The organism is Leifsonia sp. NPDC102414 (assembly GCF_044765685.1).
In the GTDB taxonomy this organism is placed as follows: domain Bacteria; phylum Actinomycetota; class Actinomycetes; order Actinomycetales; family Microbacteriaceae; genus Leifsonia.
Genome location: NZ_JBIWKN010000005.1, coordinates 196,781 through 222,849 on the forward strand (window position 1 = coordinate 196,781; position 26,069 = coordinate 222,849).

The window sequence follows — 26,069 nt, forward strand, 5'->3', positions numbered from 1 at the left end:
GAAACATCGTTTCTTTAACTAATGCAACTCGGTTGCGGTAAACTCTCGGCGTGACCACCACCGAACCAGCAGCGGGCACGTTCCGGCGCGCCAGATCCCCCGAGGCGAAGGCCGCGCGGGAACAGGCGATCCTGGATGCGGCGCGAGCCCTCGCAGCCGAGCGCGGCATCCGAGAGGTCACTCTCACCGACATCGCCGACGCGGTCGGGATGCACAAGTCGGCCATGCTGCGCTACTTCGAGACCAGGGAAGAGATCTTCCTGCGCCTGACCGCTGACGGGTGGCGCGAGTGGACGCCTGTCGTGTGCGCCAGGGTGCGCGCGGCGAGCGGAACCTCCGCCGTCGCCGCCGCCTTCGCGTCGTCGCTCGCCGAACGAGGCGCGTTCTGCGACCTGCTCGCCCAGGCGCCCATGAACCTCGAGCGCAACGTGTCCGTCGAGGCCGTCCGCGCCTTCAAGCTGACGACCGGGGAGTCGCTCGCGCTGATCGTCGCAGCCGTCAGGGAGACGATCCCCGGCCTGAGCCCGGCCGCAGCCGTCGACCTTGTCGCCACCGCCACCTCCCTCGCCGGCACGTTCTGGCAGATCTCCACCCCACCTCCGGAGATCGCCGAGCTCTACCGCACCGACCCTCGGCTCGGGCACGCTCTGGTGGACCTGGAGCCGCGGCTCCGGCGCATCCTGGCCGCTTACCTCGTCGGGGCGGTCGCGGAGTAGCCGCGCGTACCGCGAAGCGCGCTCACCGTCGTCGCAGCGAGCACCACCACCCCGATCGCCTCCACGATCACCGTCTCCGGCACCAGCGTGAAGTCCCACGACTCTGTGATGCCGAACAGCCCGACGGTCAGCGCGAGGAGCAGAGCGGCGAGGCTCGCGATCACGAAGAGCAGGCTGAGCACCGTCGCGAGGGTGAGAAGTCTGCCGCGGAGGAAGAGCATCCCGAGTGCCAGGACGATGCCGGCGATGCCGTTCAGCACGAAGAGAACGCCGAGCAGACCGCCGACGCCGTCGAAGATCAGGAAGATGTGGATGGCGGCGATCACGAGGAGCACGATCGCGCTGATGATGCGCAGGACCCTGAGGGCCGTTCCGCTGTCGTTCATGGGTGTACCTGCTTCCGGTGAGTGCTGGTGGATGGGGACCACAGGGAGAACACGAAGGGGATGCGTGGAAGGTTCACGAGGTCACCCTCCGTACGCCGAGAAGAACCGGTTGCGGAACGCATCCATCCGCCACACCGGCGCCGTCGGCGACGGGAGCATCGTCGGCTGCCAGCCCCACGACGCGATGCGCTGCGTCACGGCTGGGTCTTTGGCGATGATGCTCACCGGCACGTCGTGGTCAGCGCCTGCACCGCTGACGACGCTCGCCGGCTGGTGGTCGCCGAGGACGACCATCACGAGGTTCGGGTCGTCGAACGTCGTGAGGAACGAGAACAGCGAGCCCATCGTGTACTGGATCGACTGGCCGTAGAGCTCCTGGACGTGCTGCCGGCTCTGCCAGACCGTGCTGGGCGGAAGGCCCTGCGCCGGCTGGGAATCGTAGATCGAGCCGTCGCCGATGGCGTCCCACGGCACGGGATGCGGGAGCGGCGTCCACGGGGTGTGCGACGAGACGAAGTCGATCTCGGCCATCAGCGGGGCGTGGGGACGGGCGAGCTCGTGTCGCTGGAAGTAGGAGAGCGTGTACTGATCCGGCACCCTGGCATAGCTGAACTTCGGTCCCTGGTATCCCACGTTGGTCGCGTTGAGCTGCGTGCCGTAGTGGTAGAACGAGCTGCCGACCGGCCACGGCTTGGTGTCGGAGGGGACGTCGCTGATGGTGCGCCAGCCAGCGCGGCGGAAGGCGTCGCTGAGGGTGAGCCGGTGACCTGCGGTGACCTGGTCGTACTTCTGCTGCGAGTCGACCCAGAGCCCGGTCTGCAGGGTTGCATGCGCGAGCCAGCTGATGCCGCCGAACGTCGATGAGGTGAGAAAGGCGCTTCGTTCGGAGTACCCGTGGGCGGCGAGCTGGGCGTCGCCGTCGCGGAGCACCGCATCCACCCCCGAGGAGAACGGCGTGCCCTGCACGGCGACCTGTCCGTAGCTCTCCACGAACGCGATGATGACGTCCTTCCCTTTCAGCCCGGTGAGCAGATCGGATGCGGGGAGTTGCGCATACGGGTCCGTCGCGCCCGCCCGGTCGAACGCGGCCTGGTCGCGCTCCGCGGCGGCGGCCTGGTCGACCTTGGCCACCGTCTCGGAGAGCGCGTCGGCCGCGGCGACCGGCTGGCCGGGCACGAGCTGCGCGCCGACAAGGGCGAGGGCGAGCCAACCCGCCGTGACCGCGGAGGCGCCGATCAGGCTGGGCGCCCGGCGCCGCCCGAGGACGGCGGCCAGGTGCAGCAGCGACGCCGTGACCGCGACGGTCGCTCCGATGGCGGCGGTGGCGAGCAGCACCACCAGGAGCACGGCGAGGACGGGACCGGTCGAGTCGCTCACCACGCCGTAGCCGTCGGACAGTTCCGGCCAGCCGGTCACCACGTCGAACGTGCGGCCGACCGTGGCGGTGAACGTGCGGTCGAGGGCGGTGCCGACGATCGAGAGCACGATGAGCGTCGCGGCGAGCACGGCGACGATCCGGCGGGCAGGGCGCCAGGGGAGGAGGACGAGGACGACGAGCGCGACGACGGCGTCGAGCGGGATGCGCAGCAGGGCGAGCGGCGACCAGGATGCGATCAGCCCTGGAGCGAGGGACGCCACGAACACGGTGACGGCGGCGAGGACCGTTCTGATCGTCGCCGCGGCGCGACGGCGCTGGCCGGGGTGCCGGCGGGGGTGCTGGCGGTCGGGCATCATCGCCTCCCCGGAACCGACGGCACGACCTCGGCCGCACGCCCGGTCTGCACCGTCGCCTGACCAGTCGTCCGCGCGGTCGCCACCTCCTCGAACCGGCTGGACAGCGCGTACCGCAGCAGCACCACATCCCCGATGGTGCGGGTCTCCGCCAGGGTGGCCCTGTGCTCGCCCGTCCACGGGAACAGGGCGTCGCCGACGAACCGGGGCGCGCGCCTGTCGCCGACGAAGATGGGCGCGATCGCGAGCTGCAGCTCGTCGGCCAGGTCGCCAGCGAGGAACTGTGTGAGCGTCGTCCCTCCGCCCTCGACCATGAGCCGCCGCGCGCCGCGGTCGCCCAGGTCGCAGAGCACGTCGGCCATCCGCACCTCGTCGCCCAGGGCGATGACGCGTGCCGCAGCGCCCAGCCGTCTCCGGATGCGCCGTTCCTCCCCGCGCGGGCAGTAGACCAGCTTGGTTGTGTCGCCCTCGGTGAAGAAGGCAGAGCGCGGGTCGAGGTCGCCGGAGGCCGTGACGGTCACCTTCCACGGCGAACGCCCGAGCCCCGACTGCGTGCGACGCCCCTGGCGCGCCGCACTGCGGACGAGCAGCCGGGGGTTGTCGAGGCGGATCGTGCGTGCGCCGACCAGGATCGCGTCGCTGTCCGCCCGCACCTGGTCGACCCTGTCGAAGTCCTCTGCGTTGGAGAGGGCCAGCCTGGGCGGGCGCGCTGTGTCGAGGTAGCCGTCGAGCGAGACGGCGCAGCTCAGGGTGACGTACGGGGTGGCTGTCACGGTCGTTTCCTCCTCTGGACGATGGTGGCGAGCATGGTCCCGAGCACGCCGGGCACCAGTGAGACGATCGCGAGCACCCCGAACAGGGTGGCCGCGGAGACCCCGGCCGCCGTGCCGAATCCGGCGACGGCGAAGGCCCAGCCCGCGGCGCCCTCGCGGGGACCCCATCCACCGAGATTGAGGGGGATGGCCGCGGCGAGCAGCACGACGACCGCGAGCACGAGCATCCGCACAGGGGGCACTTCGGCGCCGACCGCTGCTGTCGCGATGGCGAACGTGGCGATGTGGCAGCAGCACACCACGATGGATGCGCCGATCGCCTGGGCTGCGACCGCCGGCGACCCGAGGCCGACGCGCAGCTGCGCCGCCTCCCGCCTCAGCACGTTCCGCACCCTGGCGCTCGCGACGGCCGCGATGGTCGCGGCCAGCACGACCACGGCTGCCCCGATGCCGAGCGCGGGGAACACGACGCCACCGAAGTCCGCCGCTCCCGCGTCGACGCCGCCCGCGGTGGCGCCCGCGGTGCCGAACGCCGCGCCCCCGGCGACGATCACGAGCACGGTGATCGCGACCTGCACCACCTGACCGACCGAGCGCTCCACCGCGACGGCGCGTGCCGCCGTTCCCAGACGCTCCGCGCTGCGGCCGTGGTCGACGGCCCTGTGCACGTCCCCGATCACCCCGCCGGGCAGCACGGTGTTGAGGAACTGCGACCGGTAGTACATGCCGACGGCCCTGGACCACGGCAGGCCGACACCCAGCCGGCGCGCGATCACGGTCCAGCGCCAGGCCGCCGCGGCCGTCGCGATGGCCGCGAGCACGATCGCCGCCCCCACTGTCCCCGCGTCGAGGCTCTGCACGCCGTGCAGGAACGGCCCCGTGCCGACCCGCGCGACGATGGCGGCGAGCACACCCGCGCCCACGACCGCCCGCGCCGTCACGCCGAACCACCGCGACCGCACGACCGCCAGGGCGGGCGCGCGCCACCGGTGGCCGCCGACGACCTGGCCACGCACGGTCGTCGGCGTCGGCGCCACTGTGTCAGCCATCAGCGCGGCCACGCCAGCACATCGAGATGGTAGACCACGGCCGAAGCGTCGCCGCGGTCGAGCTGGTCGTGCCGGAGGGACCGATATCCGGCGAGGTCATCTCCGAGTTCCGGGGACTGCTCCTCCGCCGCGTCCACCCAGCCGTCGAACCACTCGCGCAGGAGCCGCGGCTCGCGGTCGTCGAGCCGCCAGCTCGTGCGGGCCTGCCGCACGTTCCAGCCCGCCTGCTCGAACAGCCCGCGCACGATCGGACCGCCGTAGCGTCCGAGCAGCCTCCTGCCATGCACCTCCCGGCGCTGGTGCGCGTTGAAGGCGTCGCCGACGCGCTTGTCCAGCGCATCCCACGGCCGCAGCTCGACCTCGCCCGTCACACTGAGCGAGACGAACGCCGGCGCTGCCACCTGGATGCACGCATCCACGATGGCGTGCGCCTCCGCTGCGGTGAGCACGTCGAGCAGCGCAGAGGCCGTCACCAGGGACGCCCCGCGCAGATCCTCCGCACTGAGGCGGTCGAGTTCGCCGACCCTGGTGCGGATGGACACGGGCCGGTCGTCGCGGTCGAGCGGGGGAGGCGGGTCGAGGGCGCGGTCGGTGAGGTCGGCGTTCCAGTCGTGGAGCACCCAGGTCTGGCCGCCGGGCAGCATGGGTGCCAGCCAGCGCATCAGCGAGCCGGTGCCGCTGCCGAGATCGTGCACGGTGTACGGGCCGACGCCCAGCAGGGGTGGGATGGCCTGCGCGAGGTCTCCGGAACGCGCCCGCGCGTCCTCGGCCTCGCGCAGCGCCAGCCAGTCGCTGCTGACGTCGAGGATGTCGCTCACGATCGCACCTCCGCTCCGGTCGAGGCTCGTACCGCTTGGGCACGCCTGGTCGGGATGGTCGCTGCGGCCGAGAGCGCCGCCGCCACCGCCCGCGTGGTGGCGGCCCAGCTCGGCTGCGAGCCGCGCGCATCCATCGCCGCCGCGCGCAGGTCCCGTCGCCGCGCAGCGTCCGCCCACCACTGGCGCAGCACGAGTCCCAGCGCCCACGGGTCGTCCGGCGGCACGATCATCGCGGCACGGCCGTCCCCGATGGACTCGGAGATGCCGCCGACCCCTGTCGTCAGCACCGGGATGCCGTGCGCCAGCGCGTCGGCGACCGCCATCCCGTAGCTCTCGCTGCGCGACGGCAGGACGGCCAGGTCGGCCTGTGTGTACGCGTCCTGGAGCGCGCGGCCGGTGATCACGCCGCGGAAGGAGACACGGTCGGCGATCCCGCCCGCCACCGCCGCGGCCCGCACGGCGGCCGCGAACTCCGGCTCCGTCGCGAGCGATCCGGCGAATGTGCACGACCAGCCGCCGATGTCGGCCGCTCCGGCGAGCGCCGTCACCAGCAGGTCCTGCCCCTTGTGCGGCGCGACCGCGGCGACGCAGAGCAGCCGGGCTCCGGACGCGGAGGGCACAGAGGCGACGGCGGCGTCTGTCCCCGGATGCGCGACCACGATCCTCCGCGGATCGGCCGCGTCCTGCGCGATGAGTTCCGCGCGGGTCCACCTGCTCGTCGCGATGATGCTCACCGCCGACCGCAGCGCGTCGCGCTCGTGGTCGCCGAGCTCGTGCGCGACCATGTGGGCGAGCACGAGCATCCGGAGGCGGGGGCTGTGCGCCACGATCGCCGCCGGTTCGCGGCCGACGAGCAGCCCGTCGACCAGCGCGACGGCGTCGTCGGGGAGCTGCGCGAGCGCGTGCGCCAGGCCGCCATCGGTCTCCGGGACCAGGAGGGTGCTCACGTCCCAGCCGTCCGAGAGCAGGCCGTCGCGGACCCGCTTGTCGTAGACGTTCCCCCCGCTCACGCGCTCCGGATCGTCGAGCATGTCTGGGACCACGAAGAAGACGGGCGCACTCACAGCGGCCTCGAATAGCTCGCCCACGCGATGTGGGACTCATGCAGAGTGACGGAGACGGAGGCGATGCTGTTCGTCCCCAGGCCGCCGTCGGCTGCGCGGGCGGCGAGCCGGTCGGCGATGACCCGGCAGAGCACCTCGGTGGTGGTGTTCGTCCCGGCGAACTCCGGTTCGTCGTCGAGGTTGCGGTAGGTGAGCGAGCCGGTGATCTCGGCGAGCGCAGCGGTCGCCAGGCCGATGTCGACCACGATGCCGTCCGCATCCACGTCGTCGGCGCCGAACGTTGCGTCCACGATGAACGTGGCGCCGTGCAGCCGCTGGGCGGGGCCGAACACCTCGCCGGTGAAGCTGTGCGCGACCATCAGGTGGTCCCGCACGGTGACGGTGTAAGGCATCAGGCGTCCGTCCAATCGATCGTGTGGCAGATGTCGGCGGTGCGACCTCCGGCGAGCGCGGAGAGCACCTGGGGGAGGTCCCGCCACGACGACGCGGAGGTGAGCAGCGCGTCGAATGCGGCGTCGTGCAGGAGGTCGAGAGCGAGCGTCAGCCGGTCGCGGGTGGTCCGCCGGTCTCGCCGCCGAAGGGCGACCGCTCCCACCTGGCTCGACCGGATGGTGAGGCGCCTGGCGTGGAAGTCCGCGCCGAGCATGATGCTGACGGGGCGGTCGCCGTACCAGCTCGCCTCGATCACCTCGCCGTCGTCCACGACGGTCTCCAGCGCGAGCCGCAGCCCAGCCTCCGAGCCGCTCGCGTTGACCACGATGTCGCGGTCGCGCGGCGCCTCCTCCGGCAGGGCGAAGCCGACGCCGAGCCGTTCCGCGACCGCGCGCCGCGACGGGTCGGCATCCACCAGCACCACCTCGGCACCGGGGATGCGGTGCGCGAGCCTGGCGACGCTGCAGCCGATCATGCCGGCGCCCACCACCGTGATCCTGTCGCCCAGCAGCGGTGCCGCATCCCACAGCACGTTCACCGCGGTCTCGACGGCACCGGCGAGCACCGCCCTCCTGGGCGGCACTCCTTCCGGCACGGGAACGACGGCATCGCCCGGCACCACGAACGCCGACTGGTGCGGGAACAGTGTGAACACGACACGCCCCCGCAACTCGGACGGTCCGCCCTCGACGGTGCCGACGTTCAGGTAGCCGTACTTCACCGGCCACGGGAAGTCGCCGTCCTGGAACGGGGCGCGCATCCTGTCGTGCTCGCTCACCGGCACGTGGCCGCCGAACACCGTCGACTCCGTGCCCTTGCTCACCGCGGTGTGCAGCGTGCGGACGAGCACCTCGCCGTCGCCCGGCTCTCCGACGGGCTCGCTCCGCAGCGACCCGGAGCCGGGACGTTCGGTCCAGAATGCTGTTGCCTCCACCACGTCCCCTCCTCGATGAACCATCTGTGCGCTCGTGGCGTGTTAACGAACAGGTGCCATACAGGGAAGACACGAGGCGAACGTGAAAAGGGTTCAACGAGCAGCAGCGGGATGGGCGGCAGCAGCGGCATGGGCGGCGGCAGGCGCGGCGCTGGCGCTGCTCGCCTGCGCGGCGGCCGACGCGATCACGCCGCTCCCCGCGCTGGGCTGGATCGCCACGGCGACCTACCTGATCGTCTCGAACGCACTGCTCATCGCCGGACTCCGGCGCCGCGGCGCCTCCCGGTTCGGCCAGGCGAACATCGTCACCTCGCTCCGGTCGTCGGTGGTCGGCGCGATCACCGGCCTCGTCGTCGCGTCGGCCTTCGCCGCCGTCCCCGTCCCGCTGCTCGTCGCGCTGATCGTCCCCGCCCTCGCGCTCGACGCGGTCGATGGCTGGGTGGCCCGCCGCACGGGGTCGGCGAGCGAGCTCGGCGCCCGGTTCGACATGGAGGTGGATGCGTTCCTCCTCCTGGTGCTCAGCGCGTACGTCGCGGGGAGCATGGGCCTCTGGGTGCTCGCGATCGGCGCCATGCGCTACCTGTTCGTGCTGGTCGGCTGGGCGGTCCCGTGGATGCGCAGGCAGCTTCCGTACCGCTACTGGCGCAAGGTGGTGACGGCGGTGGCGGGGATCGCGCTGGCGCTCGCCGTCTCCGGTCTGCTGCCCGGCGTGGATGTGGTGCTCGTCGGGGTGGCCCTGCTGCTGTTGCTGGAGTCGTTCGGGCGCGATGTGCTGTGGCTCATCGGGCGGGCGGAGTTCAAGCCTCGCGTGAGCGGCGCAGGCGGGCGCGACTGGTCGCGTCGAGAGGGATGACGCCGGCGCCTCGCCCGCCCCGCGAGAAGACGACCCAGCGCTGGTGGTCGGCGGTCTCCAGCACCCACTGCTGACCGGAGCGGGGGTCCCTGGTCCAGGCGCGCGAGAGGGCGTCGCGGGCTTTGCCGGTGGCGGTGGTCCAGGCGTCGAGGAGTTCGCCGGGCACCGCATCCACGATGGCGGCCTCTCCGTCGAGGAGCCTGGGCTGTGGATGCGCGCCCTGGCCCGGCCGACCGGGGCGCGTCGCCGGGGTGGCCGGGCGGGTGGACGGCGCGGCCGGCCGCTCCGGCTCGGGTGACTCCTGGGTCGGGGGCGCTTCGTTCGTCTCCGCTCCCGTTTCGTCCGCCGTCTCCTCCTCCGGTGCGGCGAGCGCGGTGGCGAGCTGCTCGTGGAGGTCGGCGATCTGGTCGAGGACCTTGTCGGTGTCTCGAGCGGTCAGCAGGTAGATCATGACCGCGAAGAACAGCGCCCACAGCGTCGCGACGAGGGAGACGATCGTGGTGGCGTCGCCGTCTCCGTCGATCAGGACGACGCCGACGGTCACCACCGCGCCCGCCGCGAACGTCACGGCCGTGACCCGGCCGGGGAACTTCGCGAGGTGGTCGAGGAACCAGTGGTAGAGACGGCTCGTCGCGGACACCCGGCCATCGGTGACGACGATCTCGTCGTCCGTGGGGACAGTCATGGCCCGACGCTACTCGGGATCGGAACCGCAAACACTTTGATGGTTGACAGTTAGAACTCAAACAGTTAGAGTTCTGATCATGGAAGCACCAGACAGCATGTTCGAGAGCAGCCTCCAGTTGGTCCGCTGGATCGGCTGGGCGCAGCGTCAGGCAGGCGACGAGTGGATTCGCGCACGCGAGCTCACCCACGAGCAGGCCTTCGCACTCGGCTTTCTCGAACAGAACCCCGGTGCCATCCAGCGAGACATCGCGCAGCTGACACGCACGAGTGCGGCAAGCGTCTCGAGCCTTCTGCAGGGGCTCGAGAAGCGCGGCCTCATCGAGCGCCGCACCGAGAACGGCAATGAGCGCAGCAAGCGCGTCTACGCCACGGCAGAGGGCGCCGCCCTCATCGCCGGTTTCGAGGAGGCCATGGCCGCCGCCGACGAGACCATCCTCGCCCCGCTGGACGAGGACGAGCGGGAGACGCTGTTCGCCCTGCTCACCAAGATCACCTCCGTACTGCCCCGCCCCACCCGGTAACCCCGGCCTGCCGCCCGGCGGCATCTCCCTCTTCTCCCACCGTCGCTCCGACGTCTCGTCGGCGCGCGCTCCACCCTGCCCGGAAAGGAGCAGTCATGAGCACCACGACTCCCGAAACCACCACCGCCGACGCTGTCGGCACCAACCGCTGGTATCTCTCCTCCGCACCGATCATCCGCGCTCTCGTGCACCTGTGTGTGCCGATGGCGGCAGCGATGATCGTCGGCGCCGTCTACAACGTCATCAACGCGGGCTTCATCGGCTCGCTTCACGACAACGCGCTCCTCGCCGCCGTCACGTTCGGCACGCCCATCCTGGGTCTCGTCATGGCGGTCGGCGGCGTGTTCGGCGTCGGCGGCGGCGCGCTCATCTCGCGGCTGCTCGGCGCGGCGGAGCGCGAGCCGGAGAAGGCGGCCGAGATCAAGCATGTCTCGTCGTTCGCCGTCTGGGGCGCGGTGATCGCCGGGGTCGTCCTCGGCGCCGCCGGCCTGCTGTTGCTCAACCCGCTGGTGACGCTGCTCGGCGCGGATGCATCAGCGGTCCCGGCGACCAGTGCGTACGTCGCCGTCATGCTCGCCTTCGTGCCCGTGCTCGCCGCGGCGTTCTGTCTCGAGCAACTGGTCAGGGCGGAGGGCGCATCCCGTCAGGTCATGATCGGGCTGATCGGCTCCACGATCGCGAACCTCCTCTTCGATGTGCTGTTCATCCTGACGCTGCACTGGGGCGTCGCCGGCGCGGCGCTCGCGATGGGCCTGTCGAACCTCGGCGTCGTGATCTACTTCGTGGTCTGGCTGCAGCGCAACAGCGAGAACGTCAGCCTCGCGCCGCGCTGGTTCACGCTGTCGCCGTCCGTGCTGAAGCCGGTCTTCGGCGTCGGCGTCGGCGAACTGCTGCAGGCGTCGTTCCTGATCGTGACGTCGCTGGTGCTCAACAACCTGGCCGCGGCGTACGGCGACGGGCCGCTGGCGGCGATGGGCGTGGCCGTGCGGATCGCGCAGGTGCCGGAGTTCCTGCTGATGGGCGTCACGCTCGGTGTGCTCCCGCTGCTCGCCTATGCGTACGGCAAGGGCGACAGGGCACGACTGTTCTCGGCGCTGCGCGCATCCGGGATCGTGGTGGGCGGCGTCGGGGTGCTGTTCTCGGTGCTCGTCTTCGTGTTCCGCGACCAGGTGTTCACGGCGTTCGTGCCGGACAGGACGGTGTTGGCGATCGGCGTCAGCATCCTCACGGCGCAGCTCGTCGCCATGATCGCGAACGGCTTCGCCGGCCTCATCACGTCGCTGTTCCAGGCGACGGGCAAGGCGCTGGCCGCGACGGTCATGTCCGTGACACAGGGCGTGCTGTTCATCCCGATCGTGCTGCTCGGCAACCTCTGGTTCGGCCTGCCTGGCATCATCTGGGCGCTGACGGTGACAGAGGGCATCGTGTTCCTCGTCGGGATCGTGCTCTGGCTGGCCTACCGGCGCTCGATCGACCGCGGACTCTTCGAAGGCAGCGCCGAGCGGGCGGATGCCGCGCTGGAGGCCGCCGCCTGAGGCACCTGGCCGAGCGGGTCGGCTGGCGCCTCCGCGACCGCCACCTGCTCGGCCTCCGTCCTCTCCGAGCGCACGAACCCGATCCCCACCAGGATCAGTGCGCCGCCGATGAACTGAAGCAGCCCCAGGCTCTCGCCGAGCAGCAGCCAGGCGTAGAACGTCGCGGCCACGACTTCGAGCAGGCCGGTGAACGATGCGAGGCGGGAGCCGAGGATCTCGGTGGCCGTGATGCTGGCGGCGTACGCGATGGCCGTGGCGAAGACGCCGATCACCAGGATGGGGATCCACGACGCTGTCTGCTGACCGAACAGCTGCACAGGGGAGAAGCTCACTTGGAACGGCACGAGCCCGGTCGCGCCGACCGCGCCGAGCGCGACACCGCCGATCAGCAGCCCTGACGACGCGAGGGCCACCGGGGGAAGCCCGTCGCTCGGGCGCGCGGCGATCAGATAGAAGGCGGCGCAGCCGACCATCGCGGCGATGGCGAGCGCCAGGCCGAGCGGGTCGATGCTGCCTGAGCCGTCTGGCGAGACCACCATGACGAGCCCGCTGACCGCCACCACGGAGCCGATGATGACCACCAGTTTCGGCGCCCGCCTGGTCCGCGCCCAGGCGAGGACGACCAGCAGCAGCGGGGCGATGTACTCGATCAGGATCGCCGTGCTGACCGGAATGCGCTGGATGGCGGCGAAGTAGAGCAGCTGCGTCGCGGCCACGCCGACCAGCCCCATCCCGAGCACCCGCCAGCGTCCACGCCAGAGCGCCGACCAGCGTCCGCGCAGCAGCAGGATCGCGACGGGGGCGAGCACGATGCCGCCGGTCAGGGCGCGCACCGTGACGGCGGCGGCCGGGCTCCAGCCCGACTCGAGCAGCGGCTTTACGAACGCGCCGGACAGGCCGAAGGTGGCCGCCGAGATGACGGCGATGAGAAGTCCGAGCGAGGTCCGGCTGCGCTTCATGGCGAATCCTGGTCAGGGTCTAGATGGATGATGCTCCTGACGCTAGTCTTGTCGCGAATAAGGAGTCAACTTGCATTTTGCCCCTGACACCGAGGACGCTCTGGTCTTCGCCGTCGCCCTCTGCAACACGGTGCCGACCGCATCCCGGAGCGGAGATGACGAACTGGCGACGGCCGACCAGGTCGCCGACTTCGTGATCGCCCAGCAGTACTCCGGCCGCATCGACAGGAACGCCACCGAACTGGGCGAGGTGCACGAGACCCGCGAGCGCCTCCGCCGCACCTGGTCGCTCTCCCGCGACGACGCAGCCGTCGAGGTCAACGCCATGCTCGCCGACGCGAACGCGCGTCCGTACCTGATGCGTCACGACGGCTTCGACTGGCACCTGCACGCCACCGCTCAGGATGCGCCCCTCGCGGAACGCATCCGGGTGGAGGTCGCGCTCGCCCTCGTCGACGTCATCCGCTCCGGCGAAACGGGCCGCCTCCGCGTCTGTGCCGCCGACGACTGCACCGGCCTGCTGCTCGACCTGTCCCGCAACGGCTCGAAGCGCTTCTGCAGCGTGCGCTGCGGCAACCGGATGAACATGGTCGCCTTCCGCAAGCGACAGGACGGGGAGCAGGCGCAGGGATAGGGAAGAGCCCTCAGGCGTCGCCGCCGAGCCCCAGCTCGCGCCGCCAGTGCGCCAGGAATTCCGCACCGGCGTCGTCGTGGATCGCGTCGCCGATGGTGATCACCTCGTACGGCCGGTCCAGGATGCCGTCCGCCGGCCGCACATCCACGTGGGCCACGTCGAAACCGGCGTCGTGCACGTAGTCGGCCATCTTGTAATCGCTGCGCGAGTCGCCGATCGAGCGCCAGCGGCGGGGGAGCGGGCCGAGCCCAGCGAAGTAGTCGAAGGCGCGCTGGGCGCCGCGGTCCTTGTCGAGCAGCACCGACTCGATGTCGGTGGAGATGATCGTCTGGTCGATGCGGAAGGGCAGCTCGCCCCGCGCATCCTGTGCTGTGCGCTCGCCGTAGCTGAGCCCGATGCCGAGGCCCGTGAGCAGTTCGAATGCGTCGTCCTGGAAGCGGGCCTGCGCATCGGCGTAGGTGTCCGCATCCACGTCGGTGCGCTGCTCGACGGAGATCATTGCGCGCTTCGTCTCGTCGAAGAACATGGTGTCCGCGTAGCGTTCGCGCACCAGGTTCCTGACGCCGTCGACAGCATCCGCACCGAACGCCACCGTCTCGTCGACGGTGACCTCGCCCATGCCGTCACCGGTGATGGGCGCCCACGCGCCGCCCTTCTCGAACACGCCGAACATCCGCGCGCCCTGCTGGTCCAGCGCGTCGCCGAGGCCGGCCTCGCGCAGCGGCGTGACCACCTGGTGCCGGATGAAGTCGCCTGAGCGGCCCGTGATGAACGCGATCGGCACGCCGGCCGCAGTCATCGCGACGAGGTCGGTGACGATGCTCCTGATGTTGATGGTCCTGGTGACCGGGCTGGCGATGGGGCCGTCGACGTCGAAGAGGAGTCCGAGATTGTGCACACCCCATTGTCGCCGACAGCTGCGGCCACCGTTGGAGGGGCTACATGTTCGCCGCCAGGCTCACCATCGTTGCCGACCGCGGATCGGCTCGAGATCCGCAAGCCGGTGCAGGCGAGGGCCACTAGCCGCTCCCTCCAAGCGAACGGTCCAGAAGGATCGAAGCAACCAACGGGAGGCGATCAAAGGTGGAACGTCGTCCGAGCTCAATAGCGCACTGACCAATCTCGTTCCGAAGCCAGAAGACAACGATCGTTGCTGGGGGTGCTCGAGGAATTCGGCCACCTCGTGTGAGATGTCCGTGCGGCCGCCATTCTCAAAATCGACGAGAACTGCATTGAATCCGTCCCACAGAATATTGTCGAGCGCCGGATCTCCCCTCCCGACGCACGGGCGCCGAACGTCGGTTGAAAGCAGGTCGACGATGCCCGAACGTTCGGCGGCTCTGCGCCACTCGGCTGCGAGATCCGCCCCGACCGAATCAGAGATCATCACGGTGACCCGTTCGTACATGCGCTGAGCCGACCAGGGCACCTCAGGGAGCTCAACGCCTCGAACATCGATCGAGTACAGGGTGTCGAAGAGATCGAGGATCTGGGTCTCGACTCCATCGTTCACCTCCGACCCGACAAGCGGTATGCCGGGGAGCTTCGACATCAGGATTCCCGCGTCGGCGTGTGACGCAGCCAACAACCGAGGAGCATTCTGGGGCATCCAGTTGTGCAGGGCGGCAAGCATTGCAACCTCGCGAGAGAAGTTGTCGATTCGCTGCGGACTGTACAGCTTGATGCACAAAGGCTCGGAGGCACCGAGAACCTCAAAGACGTCGTTGTTCCTGCCCCCTACGAGCTTGGAACCGAGAGAGAGCTCCTCGCTGATGTGGGCCGATTGTCGCAGTCGGTCGAGCACACCACGAGCGCCGCTGCTGTCGCGGGTGAATTCTCGACCTGGCGGCAAGCGTCGATCGCCCTCAGTGCTTCAGGTCGTTGCGCAGCCCGTCCAGGATGTGGTCGAGCGACGCACGCTTCTGGTCGGTGTCGACCACGCTCGACGGGATGGTCAGCTCCAGGCCGGACCCGTATGTCGCCTTCAGCCGGAACTTTCCCGGCCATTCGCTGAACTCGGTCGGGTCGAACGCCGGGATGCCTCCGGCGATCTCGAGGCGCACCAGGTCTGCCCTGCGCTGCAGTTTCGTCGTGACCGACGCCTCACCGACCGCGCCCCCGCGTGCTTCGCCGACCGCGATCGTGTCCGGCGTGAATGCGCCGACGCGGAACGTGAACCCCAGCTCCGACTGCTCCATCGCCGCACCCAGGTAGACGATCTGGTCGTCGCCGATGGCGAGAGTCAGACCGGTCAGCAGGCGTCCGTACCAGCTCGGTCGTGCGTCGAGCATCGCTTCCAGCCCGGTCTCCCCGGAGATGAGGCGGTGCAAAGCGTCTCTGGTGTCCTCGAGTGTTGCCATGCAAGCAGCGTACGCCGAGGTCGGCCGGTGCCCAATGGATGCGGGGGCATGCCGATCGCGCCCGGCTCCGCTACTGCAGCGCCGAGGTGAGCCGCGCAGCGTTGTCAGCGACGCGTTCCAGCACCGGCCTGGCCCGCCACTCCGCCAGCGTGAGCTCGCGGCTCTGCGCCCGGTAGTGGTCTTCGACCGCGCGCAGCCTGTCCACCGCATCCCGGCCGTGGAGGAGCAGGGACACTTCCATGTTGAGGCTGAACGACCGGATGTCCATGTTGCTCGATCCGACGATGGCCACGTCGTCGTCGATGGAGAAGTGCTTCGAGTGCAGCACGGTGGGCGAGCGGTACAGGAACACCCGGACGCCCGCGCGCAGCAGCGCCTCATAGTACGAGCGCTGCGCGTGGTAGACGAGCGCCTGGTCCCCGACCTCCGACGCGAACAGCTCCACCTGCACCCCGCGCGCGACCGCGGTGGCGAGCGCGAGCATGATCGACTCCTCGGGCACGAAGTACGGGCTGGCGATGCTGATGCGCCGCTCCGCCTTGTGCAGGAGGGCGGCGAACAGCTTGAGGTTGTTCTCTGCATCGAAGCTGGGTCCGCTCGGCAGCACCTGCACGTCGAAGCGGTCTGCTCCGGATGCGACGCTCACCGGCGACTCGTCGAGCGGCAGCAACTCCCCGCTCTCGCTGAACCAGTCGGTGACGAAGACGGCGTCGAGCTCCCGCACGGCGGGCCCGTCCAGCCGCACCATGAGTTCCAGCCAGTGCAGCCCGCGCGCGATGTTCTTCCTCTTGTTGTAGCTGGCGTCCACCAGGTTCTGCGAGCCGGTGAACCCGACCCGCCCGTCCACCACGACGAGCTTGCGGTGGTTGCGGAGGTCGGGGCGCTGCCACTGTCCGCGGAGCGGGCGGAGGGGGAGCATCCCGTGCCAGTGGATGCGGTTCGCGGCGAGGAACCGCATGGTCGCCTTCCTGCCGGGGTTGAGGAATCCCGCCAGATGGTCGGACAGCACGCGCACGTCGACACCGCGCGCTGCCGCGCGGGCGAGCGCGTCGAAGAACGGCGCTGTCGCGTGGTCGCGGACGAGGATGTAGAACTCGACGTGCACGAACCGCTCCGCCGCGTCGATGTCGGCGATCATCGCGTCGAACGACCCGGCGTAGTCCTCGATGAACTCGACCGTGTTCCCTCCGACCATCGGCAGCGCGCCGAGCCGCTCGGTCATGGCGACGACCCCGGGAAGCCACGCCGGCCACTGCTCCCGATGCCCGACCGCGGCCAGGCTCGGCACCCGCTCGCGCATCCTGCCGGTGACGAACGCCTGATCGGCCCGCCGCCGCGCTGGCAGCCTGGTGCGCCCGACCAGCAGGAACGCGATCAGCGCGATCACGGGCAGGAACACCACGGCGAGCAGCCACGCGATGGCGGCGGACGGCCTCCGGTTCGCCGACACGACGACCGCGGCGAGGATCACCAGCACCCCGTGCGCGATCAGCAGCAGGATCGCCAGCACCTCGCCGTCGATCATGCGGCGACGGAGGGGGAAAGGGACGTGCGGGGGATCACAGCACGGAGCCTAGCCGGTGAGGTGAGCCGGACCCGCGCCTGGCATCGTCGACCGCAGCCTGCCAGGCGCCCCCTGACGCATCCGTGAGAGAACGTCCAGGTTCCTGACAGCCCGGAATTCCCGCGCCCCGGCCACGTTGCACCCGGCATGACCAACGTAGGAATCATCGGAGCGGGCCACATCGGCACCGCTCTCGCACGCACGTTCATCGAGCACGGGTACACCGTCACCATCGCGAACTCGCGGGGGCCGGAGACGCTAGCGGAGCTCGTCGCCGACCTCGGGCCGTCCGCGACTGCGGCGACCGCGGCGGAGGCAGGTGCCGCAGGCGACTTCGTCGTTGTGACCGTGCCGCTCAGGGCGCTCGGGGACATCCCGGTCGAGCCGCTCGCCGGCAAGATCGTCATCGACACCAACAACTACTACTTCGAGCGCGACGGGCACATCGCCGAGCTCGACGACGGCACCGCCACCGTCAGCGGCCTGCTGCAGGCGCACCTGCCCGAGTCCAGGGTCGCCAAGGGCTTCAACCACATCGGCGCAGGCGACATCCAGACCACCGGATCGCCCGCCGGCACCCCGAACCGGCGTGCGCTCGCCACCGCGAGCGACTTCGACGATGCCGCCGCACTCGTCTCCTCCATCTACGAGGAATTCGGCTTCGACGCCGTCAACGTCGGACCGCTGTCGGAGAGCTGGCGCTTCGAGCGCGACCGCCCGGCATACGTCGTGCGCCAGAACCGCGAAGAGCTCGAGGCCAACCTCGCGAAGGCTCCCCGCACCGTCTAGCCGCCGCTCGGTCGAGCCCAGGGCGCCGCTGCAGGATGCGTTTCTGCGGTGAGCGGGCCCAGGGCTCGACCGTGACGCAGGGTCTTGCCGCTGGGGGATGCGCGGCCGTACGCTCAGGGCGTGACCACAGCCCCAGAAGGTGTCGCCACCTCGCTTGACGGCAGGCAGTTCCGCTTCCGCAGCCCGGTGGGCACGCCGTTCGTGCCCGGCGGGTTCGTGACGTTGAGGGACGGCGCGAGCGTCGACGCGACCAGCCGCGGCGGCGACGCTGCCGGCGGCTCCACCGGCGGCTCCACCGGCGGAGAGCAGCTCGGTCAGGTGGACGACCTCGACTTCGATGGAGACGACACCCTCGCCGGCACAGGCAAACTGCTGGGGGAGCGGCGACCGGACGGTTCCCTCGACACAGGCTCCACGCATCCGTTCGCCTGGGCCAGCGTCGACACCGCGGACGACGACGCCGTCGAGCTCGTCTTCCGCGCGGCCAAGGCGACGCTCGACATCGGCTCGCTGATCGGGGTCGCGGATGTGCGTGCGCGGCTGCTCGCGCACCGGTTCAACCGGCACACCTTCTGGTGCGGGCAGAGCGGGTCGGGCAAGACATACGCGCTCGGCGTGCTCCTCGAGCAACTGCTCGTCGACACCGCACTTCCGATGGTCATCTTCGACCCGAACGGAGACTTCGTTCGGCTCCGCGAACTGCGCACCGCCGTCGACACAGACGACGAGCGGGAGCTGGCGCGGAAGGACATCAGAGTGCTGCGGCCGGGAGACGCCGAGAACGCCCTGCTGGCGAGGTTCATCGACTTCCCGATGCGGTCGAAGGCCGCCGTGCTGCGGCTCGACCCGATCGACGACCGCGCGGAGTACAACGCCCTCGTCCACCTCGACGTCAAGACCGAGGCGCAGCGGCCGGAGGGGATCGTCCCGGCGCTCCTCGCCTCGAACGACCCGGCGGCGGAAGAACTCGGCCGGCGCATCGAGAACCTGCGGCTCATCGACTGGGACGTCTGGGCCGAGGGCCGGGATGCGGTCACCGACGTCCTCGACGAGCGACCGGATGCGACCGTCCTCGACCTCGGCGGGTTCGCATACCCGGACGAGCACCTGGTGATCGCGCTCGCCGTGCTCGACGACCTGTGGGCAAAACGCGAGTCCAGGCGTCCACTGCTCATCGTCATCGACGAGGCGCACAACCTCTGCTCACCCGACGACGACCGGCCGCTGCAGCGTGCGGTGCGGGAGCGGATCATCCAGATCGCCGCAGAGGGACGCAAGTTCGGCCTGTGGCTGCTGCTCTCGACGCAGCGGCCGTCGAAGGTGCACCCCAACATCATCTCCCAGTGCGACAACCTCGCCCTGATGCGGATGAGCTCCCCGCTCGATCTGGAGGAGCTCGGCACGATCTTCGGGTTCGCGCCCCCGTCGCTGCTCGCGCACGCGCCCGGCTTCCGCCAGGGCGAAGCGCTCCTCGCCGGCGGGTTCGTGCCGGCGCCGATGCTCGTGAAGGTGCGCGACAGGCTCACAGAGGAGGGCGGCGCGGACGTGCGCGTTCCCCTCCGGTCGCCAGCGCGCTGAGTTCGCAATCCAGACGTTCAGAGCGAGCCGAGAGGGGACCCGTTGTCGACCCAGGAGCCGTCGTCCGCCCCGTTGCCCACCCCGTCGTCGGTCCACGAACCACTTCTCCGCGCCCCGCGAGCCCACGACGACCCGCAGCGCGCGCATCCCCTCTCGCGCATCCTGCGGCGGCCGATCGGCACCGTCGAGTCGATCGAGTCGTCCGCGCTGCTCGTCGGCGCCGCCGTGTTCGTCATCGGGGGAGTCGTCGCCCTGTTCGTGTTCTGGAACAGGGACCTGCCGATCTCCGGGCGGGGATCGATCGGCGAGTACACCGCGATCGGCGGTGCGGTCACGGCAGCGGTCGTGTTCGCGCTCGGGCGCATCCTGGTCGGCGTCCTCCCACAACGGGATGCGGGCGCCCACCCTCCGCTGCACCTCGCCGTGTTCGATGTGGTCGCGCTCTCCGTCGCGGTCGGCCTAATCGCGCTGCTCGCCTGGACGGCCGTCTCGGACGTGGTCGAGCGCAGTTTCCTCGGCGCCGTCGTGTTCACCCTGCCAGGGGCGGTGCTGGCGGGCGTCGCGCTGGCGCTCACCGCATACGTCGTGTTCCTGACCTCCGTGCAGCTCACCTCGATGCTGCTCTCCCTGGTGCTCGCCGTGTTCCTCGTCGTCGGCGTCTTCACGAGCATGCTGAGCTCGTCCGACCCGCTGTGGTGGCAGAAGAACCTGTCCGCACTCGGGATGACGGACGACCTGTCCGCGTTCGCGTTCAACCTGACGCTGATCGTCGGAGGTGCGATCGTCGTCATCATCGCGCGGGTGGCGACGGCGGGCATCGCGACCCCGGATGCGGCCAGCAGACGCGGCAGGGATCTGGTGCGCTGGGCGTTCGTGCTGATCGGCGTGTTCCTCGGCTGCGTCGGGGTGTTCCCTGTCGACCGGTTCTTCGTCGTGCACAACAGCGTCGCCACCGGGATGGCCGTGGTGTTCGCGGCTCTCGTGGTCGGGCTGCGCTGGTGGGTGCCCGCGATGCCGCGCGTGTTCATCCTGCTCGGCTACGTCTACGTCGGGGTCGTCGTCGTGCTCGCCGTCTTCTTCGCCACCGGCTACTACAACCTCACCGCGGTCGAGCTCGTCGCCGCGATCCTCATCTTCTCCTGGATCATCCTCTTCCTCCGCAACTCCCAAGCGATCGAGCCCAGGCGTTCCCACCCGGAGAACGCGGCATAGCGTCACAGGGTGGAAAGCGCGTCACACGGTGGAAAGCCTGGGCTCGATGATGTTGGCGCGGAGTTACAGCGCGATGATGCGCGGGCTGCGCGCCGGAACGGTGAGCGTACCGGTGACGGCGGCGCCGCTGAGCAGCTCGCGGCCGGACGCGGCGACCGTGAGATCGGCGTCGGTGTGGTTCAGGTACACGCGGTAGCGCGCGCTCCCCGCTGACCGCTCGACGACCTCCAGCCCCTCCGGCGGGCCAGGAATCTCGACGCCTGCTTCGCCCAGCACGCGCGCGACGAGTCCGCGCAGAGTTTCGGCATCCGGGCGGGTCGACACGTACCAGCCGACACCGGCGCCGAACGCGTTCCTGGTCACCGCCGGTTCGCCCGCAGCACGCCCATCGGCGAAGCGCGTGACGACCTCCGCGCCGTCGAGGCGGATGTCGTCCGCCCACACGGTCGCGGTCCCACCGGTGTCGAGCGCCGCCGTCTCGCCGGAGCGGAACGGCAGCAGCTCCTCGATCGTGAGCCCGAGCGGCTCGCTCAGCGGGCCGGGGAAACCTCCGGGATGCACGGCGTCGAACTCGTCGACCAGCCCGCTGCCGAACGACACCAGCAGGTGGCCTCCGCCGCGCACGTAGTCGGTCAGCGCGGGGCCGCCGCGCGAGGTGACCGCGTACAGGCTCGGCGCGATCAGCGCGTCGTAGCCGGACAGGTCGCCCTCCGGATGCACGAAGTCGACGGTCACGCCGAGCTGCCAGAGCGCGGTGTAGTACGCCTCGATGCGCTCGCGGTGCCGGAGGTCGACCGATGGCCGCCACTCCAGGTCCTGAGCCCAGAACGACTCCCAGTCCCAGAGGATCGCGACGCGCGCATCCACGGTGCTGCCCCGCATCGAGGCGAGGGCGGCGAGGTCGCTGCCGAGCGCCGTCACCTCGCGCCACACGCGGGAGTCCGTGCCGGCGTGCGGCAGCATCGCCGAGTGGAACTTCTCCGCCCCCGACCTGGATGCGCGGAACTGGAAGAACATGATCGCGTCCGCCCCGCGCGCGAAGTGGCCCATGCTGTTCAGCGCCAGCTCGCCCGGCCGCTTGGCCAGGTTGCGCGGCTGCCAGTTGACCGCGGAGGTCGAGTGCTCCATGAGCATCCACGGGCGTCCGCCTGCAAGGGAGCGGGTGAGGTCGGCATCCAGCGCCAGCAGGATGTGGTTGTCCTCGCGCTCGGCGGTGAGGTAGTGGTCGTTGGAGACGACGTCGACCTCGCGCGCCCACTTCCAATAGTCCATCGACGGGCAGCTCGACGCCATGAAGTTCGTGGTGACAGCGAGCTGCGGCGTGTGCGCCCTGATGATGTCGCGCTCCGCGACGAAGCACTCGAGCAGGGCGTCGGAGGTGAAGCGGGCGAAGTCGAGGCGCTGCGCCGGGTTGATGACGGTCGCGGCCAGGCGCGGCGCGTCGATCTCCGACCAGTCCTGGTAGCGCTGGCCCCAGAAGGCGGTGCCCCACGCGCTGTTCAGCGCGTCGACCGTGCCGTAGCGAGCGGCGAGCCAGCCGCGGAACGCGGAGACCGAGTGCTCGTCGTACGACTCGCCGACGGGAGCTCCGTACTCGTTGTGCACGTGCCACATCGCCAGCGCAGGGTGGTCGGCGTAACGGCGTGCGAGCTGCTCCGTCACGGCGGCGGCCGCTCTGCGGTAGTGCGGCGAGCTCGGCGACGCCATCCCGCGGGAGCCGAAGCCGAGCGGCACGCCGTCGCGGGTGACGGGCCGGGAGTCCGGGTACGCCTTCCAGAACCAGGCGGGCGGGGATGCGGTCGGCGTGCCGAGGTCGACGTCGATGCCCGCCCCGGCCAGGAGATCCATGATCTCGTCGAGCTGTGCGAAGTCGTACTCGCCCTGCCGGGGTTCGATCAGGCCCCAGTTGAAGATGCCGACGCTCACCAGATTCACCCGCGCCTGCTTCATCAGCTCGATGTCTTCGAGCCAGGTCTCCCTGGTCCACTGCTCCGGGTTGTAGTCGCCGCCGTAGCGGAGGTCGGCTGTTCCCCTCGGCCAGCCGAGGCGGGCGGGCTGCGGGGCTGGGGCGGTCTGCGGGGCTGAGGTGGTGGTGGGCTGTGGTGACAGCGTCATTGCTTCTCCTGACTGTGTGCGCTCCCAGGTATAGCACATCGAAATACTCCGGCGTGTTATGGGCTAAATGAATTGACAAGGTACAAACGCATGTGCGTTACTGTAACCGCTCACAGCCGCACTCAACGAGGAGAGATCTTGCGAACATCACTGAGGGTCGGCGCTGTCGCCCTGGCAGCAGCCCTGGCCTTGACCACAGCAGCCTGCAGTTCCAGCGGAAGCGGGGGCGACAGCTCCGGACCCGTCAAGCTCACATACTGGGCCTGGGCGCCCAACATGGACAAGGTGGCCGCGATCTGGAACAAGTCCCACCCGGACATCCAGATCACCGTCAACAAGCAGGACGGCGGAGACGCCGCCGTCACCAAGCTCCTCACCGCGATCAAGGCGGGCAGCGGAGCGCCGGACATCATGCAGGCCGAGTACCAGAAGATCCCCACCCTGGTCTCCGCCGACGCGCTCGTCGACCTGAAGGATCAGGGCGCAGGCGACCTCAAGAAGGAGTTCACCGACGGCACCTGGAACGCCGTCACCCTCGGCGGCGACTCGGTCTACGCCGTCCCGCAGGACTCCGGCCCGATGATGTTCTACTACCGCAAAGACATCTTCGACCAGTACGGCCTCAGCGCCCCGAAGACCTGGGACGAGTACGCACAGGATGCGCGCACCATCCACCAGGCGGACCCCACCAAGTTCCTCGGCACGTTCTCCTCCGGCGACCCCGGATGGTTCGCCGGTCTGTCGCAGCAGGCAGGCGCATCCTGGTGGGGCATCGACGGCAAAGCCTGGAGCGTCGACATCGACTCGGCGGCGACGAAGAAGGTCGCCGACTTCTGGGGCGGCCTCGTGCACGAGGGCGTGATCGACAACAACCCGATGTACACCCCCGCGTGGAACACCGCGCTCAACGACGGCACGCAGGTCGGCTGGGTCAGCTCGGTCTGGGGTCCAGGCGTGCTCGAGGGCAACGCAGCGGACACGAAGGGCAAGTGGGCGGCAGCGCCCCTGCCGAACTGGGATGCGTCGAAGCCGTCCAACGGCAACTGGGGCGGATCGTCGACGGCGGTCACCGCGCAGTCGAAGCACCCCAAGCAGGCGATGGAGTTCATCACCTGGCTGAACACCGACCCTGAGGCCGTCAAAGCGCTCGCGCAGGTTGCGAACATCTACCCGGCCGACGTGAACTCCTCCGCGGCGCTCAGCACTCCTCCGGCGTTCTTCGCAGACCAGGCCGACTTCTGGTCGATCGCAGCGCAGTCGTCGAAGGACGTCTCGTCGTTCACCTACGGCCCGAACGTCAACGTCGCGTACAGCGCGTACACGGACGCGTTCGCCAAGGCCGCGGAGTCGAAGGATCCCGCCCAGTTCGATGCTGCGCTGAACACGATGCAGTCCACGACAAAGAACGACCTGGTCAAGTCGGGTTTCACCGTCAAATGAGCCGACGGCGGACGGGAGGGCTCCCCGCCCTCCCGTCCGCCTGACCTCGCACAGCAAAGGACCAAGCGTGACCACCACCATCACCCGCGCCAAACGCGTCGCCATCCCGTACGCGATGCTCACCCCGGCCATCGTGCTCTTCGCCCTGTTCATGGCCGCCCCCATCCTCTACACCGTCGTGATGTCGTTCCAGACGGTCAAGGTCGAAGGCCTCGGGCTCGGCTCCGGCAGCAAGAAACTGCAGTTCGCCTGGCTCGACAACTACGTGGATGCGGTCACCGACCCCGAGTTCCTGGCCAGCGTCCTCCGCGTCCTCCTCTACGGCGCCATCCTCATCCCGGTGATGCTGGGCCTCGCACTCGTGTTCGCGCTCCTGCTGGACTCCCGCCGCTCCCGAGCCGTGCGGTTCAGCAGGGTCTCGATCTTCCTGCCGTACGCGGTGCCTGCCGTGATCAGCTCGCTGCTCTGGGGCTTCCTCTACCTCCCGTCCGTCAGCCCGTTCGCCTACGTGCTGAAGGCCGTCGGCATCGCCCCGCCGGACATCCTGAGCTCCGGCCTGGTCATCTTCGCCGTCGCGAACATCGCGCTCTGGGGCGGGGTCGGCTTCAACATGATCGTCATCTACACCGCGCTCCGCGCCATCCCGAGCGACATCTACGAGGCCGCACGGATCGACGGGGCGTCCGAGGTGCAGATCGCCTGGCGCATCAAGGTGCCGATCGTGCTGCCGTCGCTCATCATGACCGGTCTGTTCTCGATCATCGCCACACTGCAGGTGTTCGCGGAGCCGACCACCCTCAAGCCGCTCACCAACTCCATCTCGTCGAGCTGGACCCCCTTGATGAAGGTGTACCGCGACGCGTTCGTCCGCGGCGACATCTACTCCGCGGCGGCGACCAGCGTGCTGATCGCGCTGGGCACCTTCGCCCTCTCGTTCCTTTTCCTGCGGGTCGTTCAGCGGCGCGCCTTCGGTCAGGAGGACTGACATGACCGCCACCATCACACCGCAGGCCGTTCCGTCGCTGGCCCCGCCAGGAGGCAGGGGCAGAGGCCGCGACCGCAGCGCAGCGGAGCGCCCGAGCGCGTTCGGCACGGCTGTGCTGCTGCTCGGCGCCGTCTACTGCCTGCTGCCAGTGCTCTGGGTGATCACCGCATCCACCAAGGACGGCTCCGAGCTGTTCTCCACCTTCACCTTCGCGCCAAGCTCGCACCTCTGGGACAACATCGTCGCCCTCACGCAGTACCGGGACGGCCTGTTCTGGCGCTGGATGCTCAACACCGCCCTCTACGCCGGTGTCGGCGCGCTGGTCTCCAGCTACATCTCCGCGCTGAGCGGGTACGTGCTGGCGAAGTTCGAGTTCCCCGGCAAGGGCAAGGTGTTCGCCATCCTGCTGATGGGTGTGCTCGTGCCCGGCGTCATCCTCGCCATCCCGCAGTACTTCCTGCTGGCGCAGATCGGGCTCACGAACACGTACTGGTCCGTGCTGCTTCCGCAGCTCATCAGCCCGTACGGCATCTACCTCGCCCGCATCTACGCGGCGGCGGCCGTGCCGACAGACGTGGTCGAGGCCGCACGCACCGAGGGGGCGGGCGAGATGCGGATCTTCACCAGGATCGCCCTGCCGATGATGGCGCCGGGGCTGGTGACGATCTTCCTGTTCCAGTTCGTCGCCATCTGGAACAACTTCATGCTGCCGTACATCATGCTCGGCAACGACCAGCTGTTCCCGATCACGGTCGGTCTGTCCGGGCTGCTCAACCAGGGCGCCACCGTCCCAGCGCTGTACACGCTGGTCATCACCGGCGCGCTGCTGTCGATCGTGCCGCTGGTGATCCTGTTCCTGCTGCTGCAGCGGTTCTGGAGGGTGGACCTCGCTGCGGGTGCGGTGAAGGCCTGACCGGCCTCGCGCATCCCTAGA

General features: G+C 69.7%; 26 protein-coding genes. 11 read left to right on the forward strand and 15 right to left on the reverse strand.

What is annotated here, in order from left to right; all coding sequences use genetic code 11:
• Positions 1–50: 50 nt before the first annotated feature.
• Complete coding sequence (locus tag ACIRCZ_RS18040) at positions 51–716, forward strand: TetR/AcrR family transcriptional regulator (RefSeq protein ID WP_402855536.1); 666 nt, start codon at positions 51–53, stop codon at positions 714–716.
• Here ACIRCZ_RS18040 and ACIRCZ_RS18045 read toward each other — a convergent pair.
• From ACIRCZ_RS18045 to ACIRCZ_RS18080, 8 genes are all read right to left on the reverse strand, one after another.
• Positions 689–1,102, reverse strand: a complete 414-nt coding sequence (locus ACIRCZ_RS18045) for a hypothetical protein (protein ID WP_402855539.1) — start codon at positions 1,100–1,102, stop codon at positions 689–691. The two genes, ACIRCZ_RS18040 and ACIRCZ_RS18045, sit on opposite strands and share 28 nt — an antisense overlap.
• An 81-nt stretch (positions 1,103–1,183) precedes the next feature.
• Positions 1,184–2,833 (reverse strand): CDP-alcohol phosphatidyltransferase, encoded by a 1,650-nt coding sequence (locus ACIRCZ_RS18050; protein ID WP_402855542.1) that lies wholly within the window; start codon positions 2,831–2,833, stop codon positions 1,184–1,186.
• The gene (locus tag ACIRCZ_RS18055) at positions 2,833–3,606 is read right to left on the reverse strand and encodes a RibD family protein (RefSeq protein WP_402855545.1); all 774 of its coding nucleotides are present in this window, start codon (positions 3,604–3,606) and stop codon (positions 2,833–2,835) included. The genes ACIRCZ_RS18050 and ACIRCZ_RS18055 overlap by 1 nt, the downstream gene beginning before the upstream one ends.
• Complete coding sequence (locus ACIRCZ_RS18060; protein WP_402855548.1) at positions 3,603–4,655, reverse strand: YbhN family protein; 1,053 nt, start codon at positions 4,653–4,655, stop codon at positions 3,603–3,605. Before ACIRCZ_RS18060 ends, ACIRCZ_RS18055 begins: the two co-directional genes overlap by 4 nt.
• Positions 4,655–5,473 (reverse strand): SAM-dependent methyltransferase, encoded by an 819-nt coding sequence (locus ACIRCZ_RS18065; protein WP_402855551.1) that lies wholly within the window; start codon positions 5,471–5,473, stop codon positions 4,655–4,657. Before ACIRCZ_RS18065 ends, ACIRCZ_RS18060 begins: the two co-directional genes overlap by 1 nt.
• Positions 5,470–6,537, reverse strand: coding sequence for a glycosyltransferase family 4 protein (locus tag ACIRCZ_RS18070; protein ID WP_402855554.1), 1,068 nt, complete (start codon positions 6,535–6,537; stop codon positions 5,470–5,472). Before ACIRCZ_RS18070 ends, ACIRCZ_RS18065 begins: the two co-directional genes overlap by 4 nt.
• A complete protein-coding gene (locus tag ACIRCZ_RS18075; protein ID WP_402855557.1) occupies positions 6,534–6,929 on the reverse strand; it encodes a 6-pyruvoyl trahydropterin synthase family protein in 396 nt (131 codons plus the stop codon). The genes ACIRCZ_RS18070 and ACIRCZ_RS18075 overlap by 4 nt, the downstream gene beginning before the upstream one ends.
• On the reverse strand, positions 6,929–7,906 hold the full coding sequence (locus ACIRCZ_RS18080; RefSeq protein WP_402855560.1) for a zinc-binding alcohol dehydrogenase: 978 nt from the start codon (positions 7,904–7,906) through the stop codon (positions 6,929–6,931). The genes ACIRCZ_RS18075 and ACIRCZ_RS18080 overlap by 1 nt, the downstream gene beginning before the upstream one ends.
• Positions 7,907–7,985: 79 nt before the next feature.
• On the opposite strand from ACIRCZ_RS18080, the gene ACIRCZ_RS18085 reads away from it, so the two are divergent.
• Positions 7,986–8,756 carry a CDP-alcohol phosphatidyltransferase family protein gene (locus ACIRCZ_RS18085; protein WP_402855563.1) on the forward strand — a complete coding sequence of 257 codons (771 nt, stop codon included), beginning with the start codon at positions 7,986–7,988 and terminating at the stop codon, positions 8,754–8,756.
• Here the strand turns inward: ACIRCZ_RS18085 and ACIRCZ_RS18090 are convergent.
• Positions 8,701–9,441, reverse strand: a complete 741-nt coding sequence (locus tag ACIRCZ_RS18090) for a hypothetical protein (RefSeq protein ID WP_402855566.1) — start codon at positions 9,439–9,441, stop codon at positions 8,701–8,703. The genes ACIRCZ_RS18085 and ACIRCZ_RS18090 overlap by 56 nt on opposite strands.
• Before the next feature lie 79 nt (positions 9,442–9,520).
• Between ACIRCZ_RS18090 and ACIRCZ_RS18095 the strand changes: the two genes are divergently transcribed.
• Complete coding sequence (locus tag ACIRCZ_RS18095; RefSeq protein ID WP_055889473.1) at positions 9,521–9,964, forward strand: MarR family winged helix-turn-helix transcriptional regulator; 444 nt, start codon at positions 9,521–9,523, stop codon at positions 9,962–9,964.
• 95 nt (positions 9,965–10,059) lie between these two features.
• A complete protein-coding gene (locus ACIRCZ_RS18100; protein WP_402855570.1) occupies positions 10,060–11,499 on the forward strand; it encodes an MATE family efflux transporter in 1,440 nt (479 codons plus the stop codon).
• Here the strand turns inward: ACIRCZ_RS18100 and ACIRCZ_RS18105 are convergent.
• Positions 11,421–12,458 carry a DMT family transporter gene (locus tag ACIRCZ_RS18105; RefSeq protein ID WP_402855573.1) on the reverse strand — a complete coding sequence of 346 codons (1,038 nt, stop codon included), beginning with the start codon at positions 12,456–12,458 and terminating at the stop codon, positions 11,421–11,423. The genes ACIRCZ_RS18100 and ACIRCZ_RS18105 overlap by 79 nt on opposite strands.
• Positions 12,459–12,528: 70 nt before the next feature.
• Between ACIRCZ_RS18105 and ACIRCZ_RS18110 the strand changes: the two genes are divergently transcribed.
• Positions 12,529–13,092 (forward strand): CGNR zinc finger domain-containing protein, encoded by a 564-nt coding sequence (locus ACIRCZ_RS18110; RefSeq protein WP_402855576.1) that lies wholly within the window; start codon positions 12,529–12,531, stop codon positions 13,090–13,092.
• A 10-nt stretch (positions 13,093–13,102) separates the two neighbouring features.
• Here ACIRCZ_RS18110 and ACIRCZ_RS18115 read toward each other — a convergent pair whose 3' ends face one another.
• The 4 genes from ACIRCZ_RS18115 to cls all read right to left on the reverse strand — a co-directional run bounded on the left by ACIRCZ_RS18115 (position 13,103) and on the right by cls (position 16,977).
• Positions 13,103–13,990 carry a hypothetical protein gene (locus ACIRCZ_RS18115; RefSeq protein ID WP_055889483.1) on the reverse strand — a complete coding sequence of 296 codons (888 nt, stop codon included), beginning with the start codon at positions 13,988–13,990 and terminating at the stop codon, positions 13,103–13,105.
• 60 nt (positions 13,991–14,050) lie between these two features.
• Positions 14,051–14,896: a phosphotransferase gene (locus ACIRCZ_RS18120; protein ID WP_402855579.1), complete on the reverse strand. Its 846-nt coding sequence runs from the start codon at positions 14,894–14,896 to the stop codon at positions 14,051–14,053.
• A 61-nt stretch (positions 14,897–14,957) separates the two neighbouring features.
• Positions 14,958–15,452, reverse strand: a complete 495-nt coding sequence (locus ACIRCZ_RS18125) for a hypothetical protein (protein ID WP_157479965.1) — start codon at positions 15,450–15,452, stop codon at positions 14,958–14,960.
• A 70-nt stretch (positions 15,453–15,522) separates the two neighbouring features.
• On the reverse strand, positions 15,523–16,977 hold the full coding sequence (gene cls / locus ACIRCZ_RS18130; RefSeq protein WP_402855582.1) for a cardiolipin synthase: 1,455 nt from the start codon (positions 16,975–16,977) through the stop codon (positions 15,523–15,525).
• A gap of 186 nt (positions 16,978–17,163) precedes the next feature.
• Between cls and ACIRCZ_RS18135 the strand changes: the two genes are divergently transcribed.
• The 3 genes from ACIRCZ_RS18135 (at position 17,164) to ACIRCZ_RS18145 (ending at position 20,595) form a co-directional block, all read left to right on the forward strand.
• Positions 17,164–17,805, forward strand: a complete 642-nt coding sequence (locus ACIRCZ_RS18135) for an NADPH-dependent F420 reductase (protein ID WP_402855585.1) — start codon at positions 17,164–17,166, stop codon at positions 17,803–17,805.
• Between the two features lie 120 nt (positions 17,806–17,925).
• Positions 17,926–19,383 (forward strand): ATP-binding protein, encoded by a 1,458-nt coding sequence (locus ACIRCZ_RS18140; RefSeq protein WP_402855588.1) that lies wholly within the window; start codon positions 17,926–17,928, stop codon positions 19,381–19,383.
• Positions 19,384–19,425: 42 nt separating this feature from the next.
• Complete coding sequence (locus tag ACIRCZ_RS18145) at positions 19,426–20,595, forward strand: hypothetical protein (protein WP_402855591.1); 1,170 nt, start codon at positions 19,426–19,428, stop codon at positions 20,593–20,595.
• Between the two features lie 63 nt (positions 20,596–20,658).
• Here ACIRCZ_RS18145 and ACIRCZ_RS18150 read toward each other — a convergent pair whose 3' ends face one another.
• Complete coding sequence (locus ACIRCZ_RS18150) at positions 20,659–22,710, reverse strand: beta-galactosidase (protein WP_402855594.1); 2,052 nt, start codon at positions 22,708–22,710, stop codon at positions 20,659–20,661.
• 138 nt (positions 22,711–22,848) lie between these two features.
• Here ACIRCZ_RS18150 and ACIRCZ_RS18155 point away from each other — a divergent pair, with 138 nt between their 5' ends.
• From ACIRCZ_RS18155 to ACIRCZ_RS18165, 3 genes are all read left to right on the forward strand, one after another.
• Positions 22,849–24,150, forward strand: a complete 1,302-nt coding sequence (locus ACIRCZ_RS18155; protein ID WP_402855597.1) for an ABC transporter substrate-binding protein — start codon at positions 22,849–22,851, stop codon at positions 24,148–24,150.
• Positions 24,151–24,265: 115 nt separating this feature from the next.
• Positions 24,266–25,135: a carbohydrate ABC transporter permease gene (locus ACIRCZ_RS18160; protein ID WP_082581243.1), complete on the forward strand. Its 870-nt coding sequence runs from the start codon at positions 24,266–24,268 to the stop codon at positions 25,133–25,135.
• Position 25,136: 1 nt separating this feature from the next.
• On the forward strand, positions 25,137–26,048 hold the full coding sequence (locus tag ACIRCZ_RS18165) for a carbohydrate ABC transporter permease (protein WP_402855600.1): 912 nt from the start codon (positions 25,137–25,139) through the stop codon (positions 26,046–26,048).
• The last annotated feature ends 21 nt before the right edge of the window (positions 26,049–26,069 follow it).

What these genes read in the sequence shown, in the direction of transcription:
- ACIRCZ_RS18075 (WP_402855557.1), bottom strand. Translation starts at nt 6,929, where the DNA reads ATGCCTTACACCGTCACCGTGCGGGACCACCTGATGGTCGCGCACAGC.
- ACIRCZ_RS18105 (WP_402855573.1), bottom strand. Translation starts at nt 12,458, where the DNA reads ATGAAGCGCAGCCGGACCTCGCTCGGACTTCTCATCGCCGTCATCTCG.
- ACIRCZ_RS18100 (WP_402855570.1), top strand. Translation starts at nt 10,060, where the DNA reads ATGAGCACCACGACTCCCGAAACCACCACCGCCGACGCTGTCGGCACC.
- ACIRCZ_RS18135 (WP_402855585.1), top strand. Translation starts at nt 17,164, where the DNA reads ATGACCAACGTAGGAATCATCGGAGCGGGCCACATCGGCACCGCTCTC.
- ACIRCZ_RS18160 (WP_082581243.1), top strand. Translation starts at nt 24,266, where the DNA reads ATGCTCACCCCGGCCATCGTGCTCTTCGCCCTGTTCATGGCCGCCCCC.
- ACIRCZ_RS18095 (WP_055889473.1), top strand. Translation starts at nt 9,521, where the DNA reads ATGGAAGCACCAGACAGCATGTTCGAGAGCAGCCTCCAGTTGGTCCGC.
- ACIRCZ_RS18150 (WP_402855594.1), bottom strand. Translation starts at nt 22,710, where the DNA reads ATGACGCTGTCACCACAGCCCACCACCACCTCAGCCCCGCAGACCGCC.
- ACIRCZ_RS18060 (WP_402855548.1), bottom strand. Translation starts at nt 4,655, where the DNA reads ATGGCTGACACAGTGGCGCCGACGCCGACGACCGTGCGTGGCCAGGTC.
- ACIRCZ_RS18045 (WP_402855539.1), bottom strand. Translation starts at nt 1,102, where the DNA reads ATGAACGACAGCGGAACGGCCCTCAGGGTCCTGCGCATCATCAGCGCG.
- cls (WP_402855582.1), bottom strand. Translation starts at nt 16,977, where the DNA reads ATGATCGACGGCGAGGTGCTGGCGATCCTGCTGCTGATCGCGCACGGG.
- ACIRCZ_RS18090 (WP_402855566.1), bottom strand. Translation starts at nt 9,441, where the DNA reads ATGACTGTCCCCACGGACGACGAGATCGTCGTCACCGATGGCCGGGTG.
- ACIRCZ_RS18125 (WP_157479965.1), bottom strand. Translation starts at nt 15,452, where the DNA reads ATGGCAACACTCGAGGACACCAGAGACGCTTTGCACCGCCTCATCTCC.
- ACIRCZ_RS18050 (WP_402855542.1), bottom strand. Translation starts at nt 2,833, where the DNA reads ATGCCCGACCGCCAGCACCCCCGCCGGCACCCCGGCCAGCGCCGTCGC.
- ACIRCZ_RS18165 (WP_402855600.1), top strand. Translation starts at nt 25,137, where the DNA reads ATGACCGCCACCATCACACCGCAGGCCGTTCCGTCGCTGGCCCCGCCA.